General features: G+C 35.9%; 19 protein-coding genes and 2 riboswitches. Of the genes, 10 read left to right on the forward strand and 9 right to left on the reverse strand.

Annotation, left to right across the window (positions count from 1 at the left end; translation table 11 throughout):
- The first annotated feature begins 78 nt into the window (after window positions 1-78).
- Window positions 79-1,329, forward strand: a complete 1,251-nt coding sequence (locus AC3WTI_RS27045; RefSeq protein ID WP_087958353.1) for a multidrug effflux MFS transporter — start codon at window positions 79-81, stop codon at window positions 1,327-1,329.
- 250 nt (window positions 1,330-1,579) lie between these two features.
- On the forward strand, window positions 1,580-2,083 hold the full coding sequence (locus tag AC3WTI_RS27050; protein ID WP_087958352.1) for a hypothetical protein: 504 nt from the start codon (window positions 1,580-1,582) through the stop codon (window positions 2,081-2,083).
- A gap of 18 nt (window positions 2,084-2,101) precedes the next feature.
- On the opposite strand, the gene AC3WTI_RS27055 is transcribed toward AC3WTI_RS27050, so the two are convergent.
- Window positions 2,102-2,317: a DUF3951 domain-containing protein gene (locus AC3WTI_RS27055; RefSeq protein WP_087958351.1), complete on the reverse strand. Its 216-nt coding sequence runs from the start codon at window positions 2,315-2,317 to the stop codon at window positions 2,102-2,104.
- A 169-nt stretch (window positions 2,318-2,486) separates the two neighbouring features.
- Window positions 2,487-2,592: riboswitch (SAM riboswitch) on the forward strand.
- Window positions 2,593-2,726: 134 nt separating this feature from the next.
- Here AC3WTI_RS27055 and AC3WTI_RS27060 point away from each other — a divergent pair.
- From AC3WTI_RS27060 to AC3WTI_RS27080, 5 genes are read left to right on the forward strand one after another with little or no spacing between them, the layout of a single operon-like run.
- On the forward strand, window positions 2,727-3,644 hold the full coding sequence (locus tag AC3WTI_RS27060; protein ID WP_063259866.1) for an ABC transporter permease: 918 nt from the start codon (window positions 2,727-2,729) through the stop codon (window positions 3,642-3,644).
- Between the two features lie 17 nt (window positions 3,645-3,661).
- Entirely contained in the window at window positions 3,662-4,666 is a 1,005-nt protein-coding gene (locus AC3WTI_RS27065) for an ABC transporter permease (protein WP_087958350.1), read from the forward strand.
- The gene (locus AC3WTI_RS27070) at window positions 4,623-5,633 is read left to right on the forward strand and encodes an ABC transporter ATP-binding protein (protein ID WP_087958349.1); all 1,011 of its coding nucleotides are present in this window, start codon (window positions 4,623-4,625) and stop codon (window positions 5,631-5,633) included. The genes AC3WTI_RS27065 and AC3WTI_RS27070 overlap by 44 nt, the downstream gene beginning before the upstream one ends.
- Window positions 5,630-6,403: an ABC transporter ATP-binding protein gene (locus AC3WTI_RS27075; RefSeq protein WP_087958348.1), complete on the forward strand. Its 774-nt coding sequence runs from the start codon at window positions 5,630-5,632 to the stop codon at window positions 6,401-6,403. Before AC3WTI_RS27070 ends, AC3WTI_RS27075 begins: the two co-directional genes overlap by 4 nt.
- A 13-nt stretch (window positions 6,404-6,416) precedes the next feature.
- The gene (locus AC3WTI_RS27080) at window positions 6,417-8,027 is read left to right on the forward strand and encodes a peptide ABC transporter substrate-binding protein (RefSeq protein ID WP_097841883.1); all 1,611 of its coding nucleotides are present in this window, start codon (window positions 6,417-6,419) and stop codon (window positions 8,025-8,027) included.
- 167 nt (window positions 8,028-8,194) lie between these two features.
- Here AC3WTI_RS27080 and AC3WTI_RS27085 read toward each other — a convergent pair whose 3' ends face one another.
- Window positions 8,195-8,662 carry a YusW family protein gene (locus tag AC3WTI_RS27085; protein WP_001221562.1) on the reverse strand — a complete coding sequence of 156 codons (468 nt, stop codon included), beginning with the start codon at window positions 8,660-8,662 and terminating at the stop codon, window positions 8,195-8,197.
- A gap of 172 nt (window positions 8,663-8,834) precedes the next feature.
- On the opposite strand from AC3WTI_RS27085, the gene AC3WTI_RS27090 reads away from it, so the two are divergent.
- Genes AC3WTI_RS27090 through AC3WTI_RS27100 form a run of 3 tightly spaced genes read left to right on the forward strand, consistent with a single transcriptional unit; the run spans window position 8,835 to window position 10,288 of the window.
- Window positions 8,835-9,734, forward strand: coding sequence for a helix-turn-helix domain-containing protein (locus AC3WTI_RS27090; RefSeq protein WP_087958346.1), 900 nt, complete (start codon window positions 8,835-8,837; stop codon window positions 9,732-9,734).
- Window positions 9,735-9,752: 18 nt separating this feature from the next.
- Entirely contained in the window at window positions 9,753-9,944 is a 192-nt protein-coding gene (locus AC3WTI_RS27095) for a hypothetical protein (RefSeq protein ID WP_087958345.1), read from the forward strand.
- Entirely contained in the window at window positions 9,941-10,288 is a 348-nt protein-coding gene (locus AC3WTI_RS27100) for an ABC-2 transporter permease (RefSeq protein ID WP_142286568.1), read from the forward strand. The genes AC3WTI_RS27095 and AC3WTI_RS27100 overlap by 4 nt, the downstream gene beginning before the upstream one ends.
- Window positions 10,289-10,329: 41 nt before the next feature.
- Here AC3WTI_RS27100 and AC3WTI_RS27105 read toward each other — a convergent pair whose 3' ends face one another.
- The 7 genes from AC3WTI_RS27105 to modA form a co-directional block, all read right to left on the reverse strand.
- Window positions 10,330-11,970, reverse strand: a complete 1,641-nt coding sequence (locus AC3WTI_RS27105) for a peptide ABC transporter substrate-binding protein (protein ID WP_087958344.1) — start codon at window positions 11,968-11,970, stop codon at window positions 10,330-10,332.
- Window positions 11,971-12,409: 439 nt separating this feature from the next.
- Entirely contained in the window at window positions 12,410-14,050 is a 1,641-nt protein-coding gene (locus AC3WTI_RS27110) for a peptide ABC transporter substrate-binding protein (RefSeq protein ID WP_097841882.1), read from the reverse strand.
- Between the two features lie 132 nt (window positions 14,051-14,182).
- Window positions 14,183-14,287, reverse strand: a riboswitch (SAM riboswitch).
- Window positions 14,288-14,438: 151 nt separating this feature from the next.
- A complete protein-coding gene (locus AC3WTI_RS27115; RefSeq protein ID WP_087958342.1) occupies window positions 14,439-15,272 on the reverse strand; it encodes an aldo/keto reductase in 834 nt (277 codons plus the stop codon).
- 1 nt (window position 15,273) lies between these two features.
- Window positions 15,274-16,077, reverse strand: a complete 804-nt coding sequence (gene proC / locus AC3WTI_RS27120) for a pyrroline-5-carboxylate reductase (protein ID WP_087958341.1) — start codon at window positions 16,075-16,077, stop codon at window positions 15,274-15,276.
- Window positions 16,078-16,289: 212 nt separating this feature from the next.
- Window positions 16,290-17,141 (reverse strand): GRP family sugar transporter, encoded by an 852-nt coding sequence (locus AC3WTI_RS27125; RefSeq protein ID WP_000353544.1) that lies wholly within the window; start codon window positions 17,139-17,141, stop codon window positions 16,290-16,292.
- 300 nt (window positions 17,142-17,441) lie between these two features.
- A complete protein-coding gene (modB, locus tag AC3WTI_RS27130) occupies window positions 17,442-18,116 on the reverse strand; it encodes a molybdate ABC transporter permease subunit (protein WP_087958340.1) in 675 nt (224 codons plus the stop codon).
- 5 nt (window positions 18,117-18,121) lie between these two features.
- Window positions 18,122-18,928, reverse strand: coding sequence for a molybdate ABC transporter substrate-binding protein (gene modA / locus AC3WTI_RS27135; protein WP_087958339.1), 807 nt, complete (start codon window positions 18,926-18,928; stop codon window positions 18,122-18,124).
- Window positions 18,929-18,971: the final 43 nt, after the last annotated feature.

Here is an 18,971-nt window from a genome sequence, read left to right on the forward strand (position 1 = left end):
TACTATACTTGACGTATGTTTATGTTGTAACTATAATTGTTACGATTCAGTAGTTATAGGAAAGGGTGAACGGAAAAAGTGAATGGAGTTAATCAAGAAATATATAAACCTGTAAAGACAAATAGGTTATGGATGATTCTTGTACTAGGGACACTTACGGCGATTGGGCCATTATCTATTGATATGTATTTGCCTTCTTTACCGAAATTAACAGATGACCTACAAACAGGTGCATCTCTAGCGCAGCTAACATTAACAGCTTGTTTACTTGGGCTTTCAGTAGGGCAATTATTTGTCGGTTCAATTAGTGATATTTACGGAAGGCGCAAACCTCTTATTATTGCTCTTATTATTTATGTTGCTTCTTCTTTACTTTGTGCTATTGCACCATCTATTTGGAGTTTAGTGTTATTGCGCTTCTTACAAGGAGCTTCAGGATCGGCTGGGATTGTTATATCGCGTGCAATGGTACGTGATATGTATTCAGGTTCTGAAATGACGAAGTTTTTCTCACTGCTCATGTTAGTAAACGGAGCAGCGCCTATTTTGGCACCGATTATTGGAGGACAATTGTTACAGTTTACAACATGGCGCGGTGTCTTCATCGTTCTTGGAGCAATTAGTGTATTCATGTTAATATCAGCTACTTTCGTATTACGTGAAACATTACCTCCTGAAGAGAGAGAAACGGGTGGATTGTCAGGAACATTAGCGACGTACGGAAAACTGTTAAAGGATCGTCTGTTTATGGGATATGCATTGTCACAAGGGCTAGTAACGGCGGCGATGTTTGCGTACATTTCAGGCTCACCATTTGTGTTGCAGAACATATACGGAGCGTCACCACAGCAATTTAGTTTATTCTTTGCAATCAACGGTATCGGTATTATTATTGCTAGTCAGGTAACGGGTCGTTTAGCAGGGAAAGTGAATGAGAAGACATTATTTGTTGCTGGTATTATTATCGCAGCTGTTGGTGGTCTATCTTTATTACTGACAATCGTGCTTGGAATAGGTTTAATTGGTGTTTTATGCTCATTATTCCTTGTTGTATCAAGTGTCGGGGTTGTCTCAACGACTGGGTTCTCGTTAGCGATGAGAAATCAGAAACAAGCCGCAGGAACAGCATCGGCCTTATTGGGATTATTACAGTTCATTTCAGGAGCACTTGTTGCACCGTTAGTAGGTATTGGGGGAAGCGACACCGCGTTACCGATGGGGGTTGTGATCGCCCTTTGTGAAATTGGTGCTGTATTATGTTATCTATTTATGGCCAGAAGAAGTGAAAAGCGGTTTGAAATGCAACAAAGACAAAATTTAGAGGCTTAAATTATAAAAAAGAGCTGATTCAAATACGTTTTGAATTAGCTCTTTTTTCATTTCTTTGAAATAACGCATATAGCTTCGTAAGGTGATGCAAAAGTTATTTGCATAAAGTGACGATACTGTGACAAAAATGTAGGCATGTATATTAAGGTATCGTCTTAAGTGTAAAAAGTAGGATGTTCTCGGTATAATAACAAGTGGAGATATAAGAAACTATAATAAGTAGTAGCTGTAGATAAAAGGAGAAGAAGAGATGAAGAAGGTTTTGGGTATTGCTGTAATGGGAAGTATGATCCTTCTAGCGGGATGTAATGGAAATAAAGATACGAAAGAACCGAAAGAAAAGGTAGAGCAATCTACTGAGCAAACAGAAGAGATGAAAGAATACCGTGCAGTACATGAAAAGTACGATATGAAAATGAATAAAGAAATTAATAAAGCATTACAGTTATGGGAAGTGGCAAAAGAAAAGGGCGGTAAGGAAATAACGAATGCTAAATATAAAGAAGACGTGCAGAAGGTAACAACGGGCATGTTAGAAGATATAGATCACATACGGAAAGAAATTCGTGTGCCGAAGTCGAAAGAACAAGAACATGAAATGTATGTTGGTTTCTTAAATGAAGCAGAACAAGCGATGAAAAAATTACAGAAGTTAGCTAAAGAAGAAGATTCATCTTTGATTCGTGATATAGAAATTAATTTTTCGACAGCATCGACATATTATAAACGTTTTCAAGCAGAAACGAAAAAATAACCTTGCGCACGCGCAAGGTTATTTTTTCTTCTTATCATCTCCGTCTTCATCTTCGGATACTAATGCCTTCTGTTCTTCGTGAAATTCAGAAATGGTTTGGCCGGTAATATTATCGAATGGAGTATAAAAAGAAGTGATACGTTTCTTTTTAATAAAGAGATTATGGAAGCCGATGATGACAAGTATAACGATTGTTAAGGGTAATCCTATAGTAGCAAGAAGTAAGGGATCCATCTTATAACTCCTTTAACAGTATTTCTTTTTAGTATAAGTGAAAACTGTAATTTCGATAAATAACATTAAAAACTGATTTTTCTAAATATATCCAATTTGATTGACTTTTCATTTTTTCAGAATTATAATTCGAAATATACAATTTGAACCAAATAATAATATAGCAATTTACTTATCCAGAGAGGTAGAGGGACTGGCCCTATGACACCTCAGCAGCGGGTTCTGTAGTAGGAACACCGTGCTAATTCCAGCAAGCAAGTCTTGAAAGATAAGTGATGGGCCTTCGTTTATTAAGCCTTGATCTTATTTTTTAAGATCAAGGCTTTTTGTATTTTAAGAAGCGGAAAAGTAATAAGAACAAATATGTCAATAAAACAAAGTAAATTCATTTGTTTAGGGGGTTATTGAAGTGTATGTTATTAAAAAACTATCGGTTATGGTTTTCACGCTATGGGTCATTACAACAGTAACATTTTTGATTATGCATATCATTCCTGGGGATCCATTTTCATCAGATGCGAAAATCTTTCCAGAGGAAGTAATACAAAATATGAGGGCGAAGTATCACCTCGATGAACCGTTATGGAATCAATATGTCGCTTATTTAGATGGCGTAGTTCATTTTGATTTTGGTGAATCTGTTCAATCCACAGGTCAAGGTGTATCAGAAATTATAACGACAGGATTTGGTCCGTCAGCGATTATCGGTTTACAAGCACTTATTATTTCATTATTAGTCGGAATTGCAGCAGGTACATTTGCAGCACTATATCATGGGAAAGTAATTGATTATAGTGTGAGCTTACTTGCGATTCTCGGTATATCTATTCCAAGTTTTATTTTAGCGCCATTATTTATACAAGTATTTGCTATACAGTTTGAACTGTTACCTGTAGCGTCTTGGGGTACATTCGAACATACGGTATTGCCCTCCTTTGCATTAGCGTTAGGACCAATCGCAGTTATTACAAGGTTTGTTCGCTCTAATATGATTGAAGTTTTGCAGAGTGATTATATTAAGCTAGCGAGAGCGAAAGGTATCCCAATTAAGAAAATCATTATAAGACATGCTCTTCGAAATGCAATTGTGCCAGTACTTACATTTGTTGGACCGTTAATGGCTGGACTTTTAACAGGGACTTTCGTTATTGAAAAAATATTTTCCATTCCTGGCCTAGGAAAATATTTTGTAGATAGCATTTTTAACCGAGATTATCCGGTCATTATGGGAACAACGATTTTCTATAGTGCGCTATTAATCGCATGTATTTTCATTACAGATATTATTCATCGTATTGTTGATCCGCGTATTCGTTCTATTACATAAGGAGGGGGGATATTTAAATGGGAGCTTATGAAATTAATAAACAGTTATTAACGAATGAAGAGAAAAAAGAATTAACGATAAATAAGGAGCAGCAAACAATTAGCCGAAAGAAGGAAGTGTTTCGCAAGTTTATATCAAACCCTATAGCAGTTTTAGGGGCAGTGACGTTATTACTCATTATCATTTTCTCTCTAATTGGCGAAAGTTTAACGTCATTTACGGCGAGTGAACAAGTGAAAGAAGCAACTAATTTACCTCCTAGCAGCGAGCATTGGTTCGGAACCGATGATTTAGGAAGAGACATATGGGCGCGTACTTGGGCTGGTGGAAAAATCTCACTAACAGTTGGATTGGTAGCAGCAGCGCTAGATATAGGTCTTGGTGTACTGATCGGAGGTTTTAGCGGATATGTAAGAGGGCGTAATCGTCTTGGAACGTTAATTGATGAGTGGATTATACGAGGGATTGAAGTGTTATATGGTATCCCATATTTATTAATTGTTATTTTACTATTGATCGTGATGAAACCAGGACTTTTTACAATTATCATCGCTCTGGCATTAACAGGATGGATCGGCATGGCACGTCTCATTAGAGCTCAAGTCTTGTCTTTAAAACAAAGAGAATTTGTTATCGCAGCAGAACGGTTAGGTACGTCTCATATGAAAATTATATATGGACATTTAATTCCGAACTTAACAGGGATTATTATCGTAAATTTATCATTTACAATTCCAGCAGCTATTTTCTCAGAATCATTTTTAAGCTTTATCGGACTCGGAGTGCAATCACCAGCCGCTAGCTGGGGAACGATGACGAACGATGCACTCGGGACATTGCTAAGCGGAGAGTGGTGGCAATTATTCTTCCCGGCAATCATGATTGCACTCATTATGTTTGCATTTAATGCAATTGGTGATGGTTTGCAAGATGCAATTGATCCAAAAATCGTAAAAAGGAATCGAAAGGAGAAAAAACATGGGACAGCTTTTATCTTTAGAAAACGTAACGTTAGCCGTTGAAAAAGAGAATAGTAAGCAAGCGATTGTGAAACATGTTTCCTTTTCTATTAACGAAGGTGAAATAGTTGCACTTGTAGGAGAGAGTGGTTCAGGAAAAAGTGTTACAGCACAATCTATTATCGGACTAAATCAAGAGTCTATTCACATCGATGATGGAAGTATTTCTTTTCAATCTCAAGGATTAACGAATTTACAAGAATCAGAGTGGAATCAAATTCGAGGGAAAGATATTTCTTTTATCTTTCAAGAACCTCTGTCCTCCTTAAATCCGACGATGAAGGTAGGAAGACAAATTACAGAAGTAATTTTGCAACATGAGAAAAAATCGAAAAGAGAAGCAAAAGAAATTGCAATCAACTTATTAAATGATTTAGGGATACATGAAGCAGAGAAACGTTTTGAACAGTACCCACATCAATTAAGCGGAGGTATGAGGCAACGTATTTGTTTAGCAATTGCATTTGCTTGTCATCCAAAGCTTGTTATTGCAGACGAGCCTACAACTGCATTAGATGTAACGATCCAAAAACAAATTATGGGGTTATTAAAAGAGAGAAAAGAAAAACAAAATACGAGTATTTTATTAATTACACATGATTTGGCACTCGTACGTGAAGTAGCAGATCGAGTAGTTGTGATGTACGGGGGACGTGTTGTTGAAAAAGGAACGATACAAGAAGTAATAGGTTCACCAAAGCACCCGTATACGAAAAGTTTATTGCAAGCAATTCCGAATATGGATGATGCTGAAAAGGTACTTAGAGCAATTGAGGGGACAACACCATCAATTGAAACATTGAACAGTTTTGGGTGCCCATTTGTAAATAGATGTCCAGTAGCAATACAAGAATGCATTCATCGTTTTCCAGAGAGAACAACATATTCCGCGGAACACAGTTCACATTGTTGGCAGCATGTTCTAGAGCATAACCAAGCGAAATCAAAAGAGAAGGTGAATGCCTCATGACAACAGATTTAATTACTGTAAAGCAAGTAACGAAAACGTATGGAAATAAAAAGAAAGAAATAGCAGCGCTAAAAGAAATATCACTTTCTATCCCGAAAGGAACAACACTTGGCATTATTGGAGAAAGTGGTTCAGGAAAAACGACACTTGGTAAGCTCATAGCTGGGATTGAGAGTCCAACGTCTGGTGAAATTGATTATAACGGTCAAGTTGTTCACAAGTTGAAGTCAGCTCATAAGCGAGATTTCTTGCAGAGAGTACAGTTCATTTTTCAAGATTCAACAGCTGCATTAAATCCGCGCTGGAAAGTACGCGATAGCGTAACAGAAGGCTATATTTCATTCGGTTTAGGCGATAAAGGGCTGAAAGATAAAGTCGCAGGTGATGCACTAGAACGTGTTGGACTAGATAGACGATATATTGATCGTTACCCGCACGAATTTAGCGGAGGACAACGTCAACGAATCGCTATTGCAAGGGCGTTATTATGTGAGCCCGAGGTATTAATTCTTGATGAACCAATTTCTGCGTTAGATGTCTCATTGCAAATTCAAGTTGTACATTTGCTGCAGAAAATTCAAAAGGAGCAAGGTTATACATATTTATTTATCGCGCACGATTTGCCGATGGTTCACTACTTATGTGAAAAAGTGGCCGTCTTATATAAAGGAGAACTTGTTGAATTTGGAAATACGGATGAAGTGTTCCGTAATCCACAACATTCTTATACAAAAACATTATTAGCATCAACACCAAAAATTTCAGGCTAAAGGAGAATGTAGGATGAAGAAGTTTTTATTATTTGTCATTATGACCGTATTAGCAATTACTTCTGTCGCTTGCGGTAAGAAAGAGGCGCAAAAGGCGAGTGCTGGTAAGGGAGAAGGGGATCGATTAGTAACGAATATTGGTAGCGATCCATATACACTCGATTCCGCTATTGCAACAGATAGCACATCAGGTTATGTAATTGGGCATTTATTCTCAAGCTTATATACGCAAGATAGCGATGGGAAATATCAAAATGAGTTAGCAGAAAAAGAAGAAGTAAATGCGGATGGAACTGAATATACAATCCATTTAAAGAAAGATATTAAATGGTCAGATGGTTCTCCTATTACAGTAAATGATTTTGAATTTGCATGGAAGCGATTATTAAATCCGAAAACAGGCTCTATGAATGCGACAGAAATGTATTTTATTAAAGGGGCAGAGGCATATAATACTGGAAAAGGTGAAGAAGGACAAGTGGGTATTCAAGTTGTTGATCCTCAAACATTAAAGGTAACACTTGAGCACCCAGTTGCTTCTATTAAACAAAAATTAGCGAGCTCATTATTTATTCCATTATCTAAAAAATCAATTGATGATAACAACAAATTAAAAACAGATCCAAAAGAGTTAATTACAAATGGACCATTCACGTTAAAAGAATGGAAGCATAATCAAGCAATTACAGTACAAAAAAATAAAGAATACTATGATAAAAAGGTAACGTTAAAAGAAATTGAGTTTCGTATTATTCCAGACTCTAAAACAGCGTATCAATTGTACAAATCAAAAGAATTAGATTTATTAAGTGGTTTACCACAAGAGATGATTGAGAAAGAAAAAGGGAATAAAGAATATAAACGTGTTGCGGGCTTCTCATCTTATATTTACTCATTTAACGTAGAAAAAGAGCCATTTACAAATGCGAAAGTACGTAAAGCATTTTCATTAGCAGTTGATCGTAAATTTATCGTTGAAAAACTGTATAAGAATAATGCGCAAGAAGCATATGCATTCGTACCAGAAGGAGCAAAAACACAAGGTGGTCGTGATTTTCGTAAAGAAAAAGGTGATTATGTTAAATTTGATCCAGCAGAAGCGAAAAAATTACTAGAAGAAGGTATGAAAGAACAAGGATGGTCTACATTACCTGAAGTAACATTAAAATTCACTACAGATACACAGCATAAAAAAGTAGCAGAAGCAATGCAGGAAATGTTTAAGAAAAATCTTGGTGTAGATATTAAGTTAGAAAATAAAGAGTGGAAGAGTTACATCGATACATATAAGCAAAGTGATTTCCAATTAGCTTATATGGGATGGGGCGGTTCTTTATTAGACCCAATTACTAAACTAGATTTATATGCAGGTGATGGTCCAAACAACTATGCAAAATGGCATAATAAAGAATTTGACGCTTTAGTGAAAGAAGCAGAAGTGGAACAAAATGAAGATAAGCGCTTTGACTTACTGCATAAAGCCGAAGATATTATGTTTACAGATTCACCATTAATCCCAATTATATTCCCGTCGGATTCTTATTTACAGAAACAAACGGTATCTGGACTTCAATATTATGTTGGATCTAAACCGGATTTAAGATATGCAAAAATAAAGAAGTAGGCAACCGCCTACTTCTTTATTTTATCCCGCTTTAATGGGCAGGAAGATCCCCACCTCAAAATGCAGCAAAAGCAAAGAGTTTAGGTGGGGATCGGGCTGCCCATTAAAGTCCAATTGGTTCAACTAATAATCAGTGGGGATGAAGAAAACCCCCACTGATTAAAGTTTTACTTTATTTCTCTTTTATATTCTTTTTTCGTTCCATCAGAGAAGACAACTTCTAAATCAAACTTTTGGTAGTCTTTATCAAGTTTGAACACATTTACTACTTGATCGATTACTTCTTGGTCAGGCGTATCTTTATCAAATTTTAATTCTTGTAGAAGTGGGCTTAATTTTGTAATAGCCTCATCACCTGTAAACTTTGCATTTGATTTGTGGTCTTCAAGTTTTGCTTCCATTTTCTTATCAGCTGCTACATTCTTATAATCAGCTTCGTAGTCTTTCTTCGTATCTTGATAGTCTGCATCTAAACTAAATTCATTGAAGTTAAGTTTTAAATCAGCAGGAGCTTCATTTTTTGCTTCTTCAGTAGTTTTCTTATTAGAAGTTGTATCTTCTTTTGCAGGAGCTTTACATCCTGTTAATACAGGTACTAGCATAAGCGCTAATAAAACTGATAGTAAAATTCTCATTATAAATTCCTCCTTATGTAAATTCGTTCTATACAAGTTTTTCCCAAAATCATGTAATTATGTATGAGCTGAAAATAAATTATTATCCTATAGCCACAAGGGATAATCCGCAATTTAAATCAAAAATGATTTGTATGTATATGGTAAATTGAAGTTGTGAGGAGGTACTAACATGCATGAAGAATATAAAGAGATGATAAAACAGGCAATTGAATATATAGAGGATCACCTACATGAGGAGCTTACAACAGAAAGAGTGGCATCTCACAGTGCAGTATCGATGTACCATTTTCATCGTATTTTTCAAAGGTATATTGGGATGAGTGTAACGGATTATATTCGAAAGAGAAGGTTAACTCATGCTGCGCAAGTTTTAGTGTCAACTGAGAGAGCTGTTATTGATATCGCAGTGCAATACGGTTTTTCCTCACAAGAGGCATTTACGAGAGCTTTTAAAAGAATGTTTCAATTGCCACCGAAGAAATATCGAAAGTATTTCCAGTCATTTTATATAGAAAGAGAGGGTGTTTCAATGCAAAAAGGTATACCGAAAGGATGGGTATTAAGTGGAAGTCATCCTGCTGAATATGAGATGGGGTTAGATTATGAAGTTGTTCATCAAGGAAAAGTATCTGCATACATAAAAGCAAAAGAGAATGTTACGCATGGAGGATTTTCAACATTAATGCAAATCTTCCGGGCCGATAAATATGTAGGTAAAAGATTACGTTTTACAGCATTTGTTAAGAGTGAGAACGTAAGAGATTGGGCAGGGTTATGGATGCGAGTAGACGGAAAAGATACAGAACCGCTCGCTATGGATAACATGCAAAATCGCCCAATTAAAAATACGAATAACTGGCAATCGTACTCGGTTGTATTAGATATAAAAGAAGGAGCGCTTGGTATTGCATTCGGTGTTTTATTATCAGGGGAAGGTTGTGTATGGCTAGATAGTATTCGATTTGATGAAGTAGATGAAAAAATTCCTTCAACAGATTTGGCAGAAAATTTTTATGAAACACTCTTAGAAGAGCCAGTGAATCTGCAATTTGAAGAAGTAGAAAGATAAAAAATAAGGAGAAAAGATATGCTCAAATATGTAAAACTAATAAGTGTTAGTTTAGTAATATCGTCTTGCATTATGGGGATTAATTATTTAATTAGCTATCTTTGGTCAGGACATGTACCTTCTTTGACGTGGCGAACATATTTGATGTTTATGTTTATATTTATGATGAGTTTTAGTTCGATGCAAAAAGATGGGGAAGAGGATTATTGAAAATAGTCTTCTTCTCCTTTCTTTCATTAACACAAATGTTCATAGCTGTTTTCGGAAATGCAGGTATGATCTTTAATATAATTTCACTATCGTTACAACTCGTAAATTCGGGTGTAATTGTACCGCATAAAATGCTTTCTAAAACATATCAAACAATCGGCGAATTATTTCCCGCAACATATGCAGCAAATGGCTATTATACAATAATATTTGGGGGAGTTAGTCTAGAGAAAAATATTATTTCATTATTAGTCATTATATTAGTTACGCAATTGGTAGCAGTGATTACTGTATCTATAAAAGGAATAGTAAAGGGAAGAAGCTTTGTAGTTAAAGAAGTATAAAGTAAAAAAGGTATCCTTCGATTGGATACCTTTTTACTTTATTATTTTGCAACTTCTGTCCACTTGTAGTTAAATTCACCGCCGAAGTCAGTTGTTACAAGTCCTTTAATGAAAGAGCGTTGTAAGTAAGAGCGACCTTGTTGGTATAAAGGAGCAACAGCGCCGTCTTGTAATAGGATTTTTTCAGCTTGCTTCATTGCTTCAAAGCGTGCCTTTTCATCGCCAGCTAAATCTGTTTTCACTTTATGAATGAGCTCATCGTACTCTTTGTTAGAGTATTTATCGAAGTTATAAGCACTATCTGTTGTAAATAAATCTAAGAATGTAATTGGATCAGCGAAGTCAGGGCCCCAGCCATCAATACCGATTTCATAATCACCACTTAATAGTAGTTTCAGCTGTTGTTTACGTGGTTGTGGTTTTAATGTCACTGTTAATCCATCTAGATTCTTTTCTAGTTCACCCTTTAAATATTCCCCAGTCTTTTTAGCTAAAGCATTATCACTTGTTAATAGTTCGATTGTTACTTTGTCAGTACCAAGTTCTTGTTTCGCTTTTTTCCAGTTTTCTTTCGCTGTTTTCACATCATCTTTGACTAGGTTTCCATTTTCTTTACGGAAGTCAGTGCCTTCTGGACTCTTTGCGAATTTCACAGGAACCATTCCTTCAGCTGGAACAGCACCGTTATTTAAAATTGTTTCTACGTATGCTTTTTTATTCATTGCTCCGTTAATAGCAAGGCGTGCATGTTGATTTTTTAACGTTTCATTTTTTTGATTTAGTCGTAAGAATTGAATGCCAACTTCAGCGCGGTCTTTGAAGTTTGGATCACCCTTATATTTATCAACAAACTCCGCAGTTAAAGCGACACGATCAATTTGTCCTGAATCATATAAGTTAACTTCTGTAGACTTATCTTTCACGACATTGAAGTTGATTTCTTCTAATTTTACAGTTTTAGCATCCCAATAGTTAGGGTTTTTCTTCAATTGGAAGCTTTGCTCGTGTTTCCAGTTATCTAATGTGAAAGCACCGTTGTAAATTAAATGATTTGTTTCTAAACCGTATTTATTTCCTTGAGATTTTAAGTACTCTTCGTTAATTGGTAAGAATGTTGAGAATGTCGTTAAGCTTAAGAAGTAGGGAACAGGACGGTCTAGTTGTACTTCTAACGTTTTATCATCAAGAGCTTTGACCCCTAGTTGATCAATTGGCAATTGTTTCTGGCTTATTTGTTTCGCATTCTGTATATCGAAGAATAAGAACGCATATTCAGCTGCTGTATCAGGATTTACGGCACGTTGCCAAGCGAAGACGAAGTCCTTTGCTGTAACAGGAGTACCGTTTGACCATTTTGAATCACGCAGATGGAATGTATACTTTGTTTTATCAGGACTAACATCAACTGACTCAGCAACACCTGGAATCGGTTTATTATCTTCTCCCATTGCATATAAACCTTCAAAAACATTGCGCATTACGTTCATGGATTCCCCGTCCGTCGCTTTTGCAACATCCATTGTTGGAATTTCTGAAGCAAATGATAAGTTAATTGCCTGTTTATCAGGTGCTTTATCATTTGCTTTCGCTCCACTTGCGCTATCTTTATTTCCTCCGCAAGCAGTTAGTAATAGACTTGCCCCTAAAACAGATGCAACAACAGGTACAACTTTTTTCTTCATTGTTCGTTCCTCCCTAAATGTGTTGTTCGTAACGTCATAATGTCCGTGTCTTGAAGTGTAAGTATAGAAAAAGAGAAAACCTATTATAGATATGTGCATGTAGGTGATCAGGTGCTCTATATGTATATACATGCTGAACTATAATCTATCGTTATATGTTTCAGCGTAGGAGACATTATATTTTGATGGTTAAATATTTCGTTTCTTTGATTGTTTAGAATATTAACACTAAGAAGAACTATATGTCAATAATAAAAATAGATCGTTAATTTCTTGGAATAATATATTAAAAAAGCAGATTCCCTCATGTTCGGGAACCTACTTTTCATATGTTTTTCTAAAAAAATAATTGGTATGGGGGGAGAAATTTTAAATAAAGTTGCCTTTTATTCCGCTATTTGTGGGATACCGATAAAGTCCCAATGATTAATGTTTCACTTTATTTTTCAATTTTTGCCCACTTGAAGTTTAATTGCCCTGCAAAGTCTACTTGCACAATTCCTTTCACATAAGAACGTTCTAAATAAGATTCGCCTTTTTGATAAAGAGGAGCGATAACAGAGTCTTTAAATAAGATTTTCTCGGATGCTAGTAATGCTTCCCAGCGAGCTTTTTCATCACCGGCTAAAGTTGTTTTCACTTTTGCTATTGTTTCATCGAACTCCTTATTAGAGTAATGATCTAAGTTGTAAGGGTTATTTGTTGTAAATAGTTCAAGGAATGTAATTGGATCCGCAAAGTCAGGGCTCCAGCCGTCAATTCCAATTTCGTAGTCACCTTTTAATAAAAGTGAAACTTGTTGTTTACGTGGTTGCGGTTTTATCGTCACTGTTAAGCCATCTAAATTCTTTTCTAGTTGCCCTTTTAAGAATTCACCAGTTTTCTTCTCAAGGTCACCGTCACTTGTTAATAGTTCTAACGTTATTTTTTCAGATCCAAGCTCTTGTTTCGCTTTTTTCCATAATTCTTGTGCAGATTTTGTATCAACCTTTGTTAAATCACCATTTGCAGTACGGAAGTCTGTTCCGTCAGGTCCTTTTGCAAAGTTTTTCGGAACGAGACTAGAGGTTGGTGTAGAGCCGTCATTTAATAGTGTATTTACAAAGGATTTTCGATCGATTGTTTGATCGATTGCTTGGCGTGCAGAAACGTTTTGAAGTACTTTATTTTGTTGATTCATACGTAGAAACTGTACCCCTACGTTCGGACGTTCTTTAAAGTTGGCATCTTTTTTATATTTATCAACGAAGTCAGATGTTAGTTTTATACGGTCTAATTGTTTTGATTCGAATAAATTTACTTCTGTAGATTTTTCTTTTACGACGTTAAAATTGATTTCTTCTAGTTTGACAGTATCTTTATCCCAATAGGTAGGATTTTTCTTGAATTTAAAGCTTTGCTCGTGCTTCCAATCGCTTAGTGTAAAAGCTCCGTTGTACAAGATTGTATTGTCTTCTAAAGCATACTTATCACCTTGTGCTTTAAAGAATTCCTCGTTAATTGGTAGAAATGTTGGGAACGCTGTTAAGCTAATAAAGTACGGAACAGGACGTTCTAATTCTACCTCAAACGTATGGTCATCAATTGCTTTTACACCAAGTTGATCGGCTGGAAGTTCTTTGTTGTTAATTTTTGTTGCATTTTTAATATCAAAGAATAGAAATGCATATTCAGAGGCTGTTGCTGGATCAACTGCTCTTTGCCAAGCGAAGACAAAGTCTTTCGCTGTAACGGGAGTGCCGTTTGACCATTTTGAATCTCGCAGGTGGAATGTGTATTTCGTCTTATCACCACTTACTTCATGAGATTTTGCAACACCAGGAACAGGTTTGTTACCTTCACCAAGATTATACAAACCTTCAAATACGTTTCTCATTACTTGACCAGAATCAGTATCTGTAGCCCGAGCTGTATCCATTGTTCGTATTTCAGTGGGTGAAGATAAGTTTAGAACCTGCTTACTAGGCGCCTCATCTTTTGCATTTGCTCCGCTTGCTTCGTTTTTATAACTACCGCAACCAGTTAATAAAATACTTACTCCTACAACTGATGCAATACCGGGTACAAACTTCTTTTTCATTTGATTTTCCTCCTAAATAATTAAGTTTGGATGATGATGAGGGAAATGAAAAATAAAAAATCCCTCTTTTCATATTGAGAAAGAGGGATTTTTACGTACAAGTTATGCACCCGTATATAAACGAAGTCCCTCATTCTATCTTTCAAGCATAAAGCTTGCAGGAAGTGGCACAGTATTCAAAATGAACCTGTTGCCGAGGTTTCAAAGGGCCAGTCCCTCCACCTCTCTTGATACAATGAGTAAACGAATAAACTTTATTAATTTTTGTGTTTCTTTGATAATTCAAAATCTTACACCTTGGATAATGAAGTGTCAACCAAATGAATATAGTTTAAATTTTCAGTTTTATTTAACGAAAAAACCACTGCATATGGCAGTGGTTTTTCTCTTAGAAGTTAAAGTTATCTGGATCTGGACCAACGCGACGCTCTTCGTTTAGAGTTTGAATTGCTTTCATGTCATCCGCACTTAATTCAAAATCGAATATATTTGCATTTTCAATAATGCGATGTTCTTTGATAGATTTAGGGATTGTTACAACTTCGTTTTGTAGATCCCAGCGTAAAATAATTTGTGCAGTTGATTTATTATATTTTGTCGCAATGTCTTGTAATGTTGGGTTATCTAATAGCTGACCTTGCATTAATGGTGACCAAGCTTCAAGCTGGATGTTATGTTCTTTACAGAAAGCATGTAATGCTTCTTGTGCTAAACGTGGGTGGTATTCCACTTGGTTGACCATTGGCTTAATTTCAGCAATTTCAAATACGTCTTGTAAGTGGTGAATATGAAAATTACTCACACCGATAGCACGAACACGGCCGTCTTTATAAAGCTTTTCTAACGCTTTCCATGATTCAGTATATTTCCCTTTTACAGGCCAATGTACTAAATATAAGTCTAAATATTCTAGACCTAGTTTTTCTAATGTAGTTTCAAATGCTTGAAGTGTTGTTTCATATCCTTGATCGCTATTCCATACTTTTGATGTAATAAATAATTCTTCACGTGAAACACCTGATTCACGGATAGCTTGTCCAACGCCTTCTTCGTTTTGATAGATTGCCGCAGTATCGATGCTGCGGTAGCCATTTTTAATTGCTGCTTTTACAGATTCAATTACTTCTGAACCATCTTCTACTTTAAAAACACCTAAACCGAACCAAGGCATTTTTACACCATTATGTAATGTTGTATAGTCTTTTAAACTTGTTAAATTCATATTATTTCCCCCTAGCTTTTTTGTTTGTTGCTTCTACTGCTTTTTGAATTGCCTCTGAAAAATTATATTCATATAAAGCTTTGAGACCTTCAGCTGTGGAACCACCGGGTGTTGTTACTTGTTCGCGGAGGTTAGCTGGATCTTGCGTTTGTTCAAGCATAGAAGCAGAGCCGGAAATCATTTGAATGACAAGGTGTTTTGCGGTTGCTTCATCGACTCCATAACTTTTTGTTGCTTCAATTAAGCTTTCAGCAAAGTAATAAAGGAAGGCTGGTGCACTTCCAGTAACTGCAGTAAGCTGATGAACTTCTTCCTCGGTACAAAGTTGCGAAGTTCCAATTCCTCTTAAAAGCAGTTGTAAGGTTTCCTGATGCATCTCGTTTACTGATTGTCCCATTGTATATAAGGAGATAGACTTTCCAATTTCAGCAGCTGTATTTGGCATAATCCAAGCAACAGGTGTCCCAATGGGAAGTCTTTCTTCTAAATAAGATGGGCCAATGCCAGCGGCTACCGTTACGACAAGTTGATTCGATAGTAAAGGAGATAATTCTGCTAATAATTCTTCATGTGCAGAAGGCGGCATTGCTAAAACAATCGTATCAACAGATGTAACATGCTGCTTCCAATCTGTTGTAGTAGACACATTATATCGCGCTTGTAATTGCTTTAGCTTTTCTACGTTGCTTCGGTTAGAAACGATAATTTCTTCGATGTATTCTTTGCTTGTTTTAAGTAATCCGGAAAATATAGCTTCTGCCATACGACCAGCACCAATAAATAGAATTCGATGTTTAGTTAGCATATCCTCTATTCCTTTCTAGTGGAGATATGTTATAAAAAACGATACCATTTTTAAGAGAATTTTGTAAAAAGAAAAGGCTTATTGTGAAAAGGATAAAAACGTAGGGAGGAGGGTTAATATAAATAAGGTTATAAAAATTATTATACTTAAAAAATAGTTGTAATAAAAAATCCCTGAAGCACAATTGCTTCAGGGATTAATAGATTATAAGTTTATGCTTTTGTCATACCTAACAATACAGCGCCGCCGATAATTAAAACACTACCTAGTGCAATAAAGATCAATTGGCGTTTTGTTTTCTTTTCACCTAAGAAGACAATCGCACCGAATGTTGAGATAACGATTCCAGTTTGAGATAATGGGAAGCTTGTTGCTACTCCAACACGTGGTAATGAAAGAAGTAAGAATAAGTTTCCAGTTCCCCATAGTAAACCAGATAAAGCATTACGGATTGCATATTTGTTAAATGGTTTATGTTTAGATGTCAGTACAACCGCCCCAACAAACATACCAACTGCTTGTGGTAAAATAGCAGACCAACCATCGATGTTATACCAACGAATAATAATTACATATACAAGATAGCCGAAAGTAGAAACAATTAAAGTAAGAAGTCCTTTTTTCAATTGTCCTGGTGGCTGAGCATTTTCTTTATCATCTAATGATGTGAATACAACACCAACTACGATTAATAGGATTGCAATCGTTCCCAGAATGATCGTTGTAGTAGTAGTCCACTCGCGGAAAGCGATAACCCCAAAGATAGAAGTTGCAACAAGTTGCATACCAGTAGAAATTGTTACAGTAGTTGAAACACCTAGTTTTTCAACTGTTTTTAATTGGTTTACTTGTCCTAAAGCCCAGAATAAACCTGAAATAAAACCAACAATCAAGATTGTCATTGTTAAAGCTGGTTGAGTAAATACATACATAATTGTTGCGAAGAATAGAGCACCGATTGTCATACCTACCGTTTGGCTATATGCACCACCGCCCATTTTTACGCTTACTAATAAGATGTTTCCCCATGCAATTGCAGGAAGAAGCGCTAATAAAATGTCCATTACAAGACTCCCTTCGATTTCCTATACCAATATAATTACATATCGTTCTAACGATCGGTAATGCCCCACTAATAGAGTAGAAGATTACCGATCGCTAAAACAGGATGAAGAATTTACGATATAAATGCGTTTTCATTTCTTCATTTTTTGAAACACCTCCATATAATAACAGGAAATTGCCTATTTTAGAAAGTGAATTCAAATAAAATGTATATTTTAATAAGAGGTAAAATTCAGTTATTTCCCGAGGGTATATTTTATTTCCTAAGAAATAAATAAGCAGCTTCGAAAAAAGCTGCTTTAAGAGTTGGTAATTCTTTTATTGATAAGCTGAATACATAGCAGAAATAGGAGTGACAAACTGATAGTGATAACTACAAGTGTCCAGGCGAGCTGCATATTACTTGCATCGATCGCCATGTAAATTGCAGTTGGGATAGTCTGTGTTTTACCAGGAATGTTCCCAGCAAACATGAGTGTAGCACCAAACTCACCGAGAGCACGAACAAAGCTCAAAATCATTCCGCTTAGTAAGGCAGGAAATGCAAGTGGAAGTGTGACGTGTAGAAAAACTTGATATTCACTTGCACCAAGGTCACGAGCACTGTCTTCAATTTGTACATTCGCGATAGAAAATCCTGTTTTTGCTGATTGGTACATAAGCGGAAATGCTACAACTGTAGAAGCAATGATCGCAGCAGTAGATGTGAACATAATAGACTGCTGAAACAAGGATTCTATCCACATTCCAATGGGACTATTATTCCCAAAAATGATAATGAGAAAAAAGCCAATTACAGTTGGTGGAAGTACCATTGGTAATAAGAAAATTGTTTCTAATATAACTTTATATCGCAATGAGGAGCGTGCTAGCGCTCGTCCGATAATCGTCCCTAAAATCGCAACGATAATGGTGGCGCATGCAGCTACTCGTAAAGATAGAAAGATTGGTGACAAAATAGCATCAAAGCTCATGGCAATTATGATAGGACTGTAAATCCATATTTTTTAAAGATAGATTGTGCATCTTTTGACTGCAAATATTCATAAAATGAAGTCGCCTCTTTCTTATGCTTAGATTCCTTAATAACACCTAATGGATAGTGGATAGGCTCATGAGAAGTAGCTGCCGCTGTCTCGCCAATCTTTATTTTGTTTGAAATAAGAGCATCTGTTTTGTATACAATACCAGCATCGACATTACCTGTTTCTACATATGTTAACACTTGGCGAACATCTTTTGTAAATACGATTTTATTTTGAATGTCATTCCATAGATTTTCGTGTGTGAGAGAGGCCTTTGCATATTTTCCCGCAGGCACTGATTCAGGTGTACCAAGTGCGATTTTCTTAATTTTTCCATCTTTTAAATCTTGAATTTTTGTAAGAGAACTATCTTTTGGAACGACTAGAACAAGTTCATTTCCGAGAAGATTTTTCCCTTCCTTTTCAGTAATGAATCCTTTTTTAACAAGAGTTTGGAATTTATCTTCGGCTGCTGAGAAGAATAAATCAGCAGGTGCACCTTGTTCAATTTGTTGTTGAAGTGCACCAGAAGCACCGAAGTTAAAAGAAAGTTTAATAGTAGGTTCTTTTTCTTTATATTTTGTTTCAATTTCTTTTAGTGCATCTTGTAAGCTTGCAGCAGCTGATATAGTAAGTTCTACTGTTTTTCCTTCTTTAGCAGTTGATTTCTCTTTCTTATCTCCGCTTGTACATGCAACGCTAAGTATAAGAAGAAAAGAAAGTATAAGTGCCCCGATGGATCGTAATGTAAACTTGTTCATAAAAAATCCCCTTTCGTTTCGATATAATTAATTATAACTAATT

The sequence above is a fragment of the Bacillus sp. EB106-02-03-XG38 genome, from assembly GCF_058792175.1.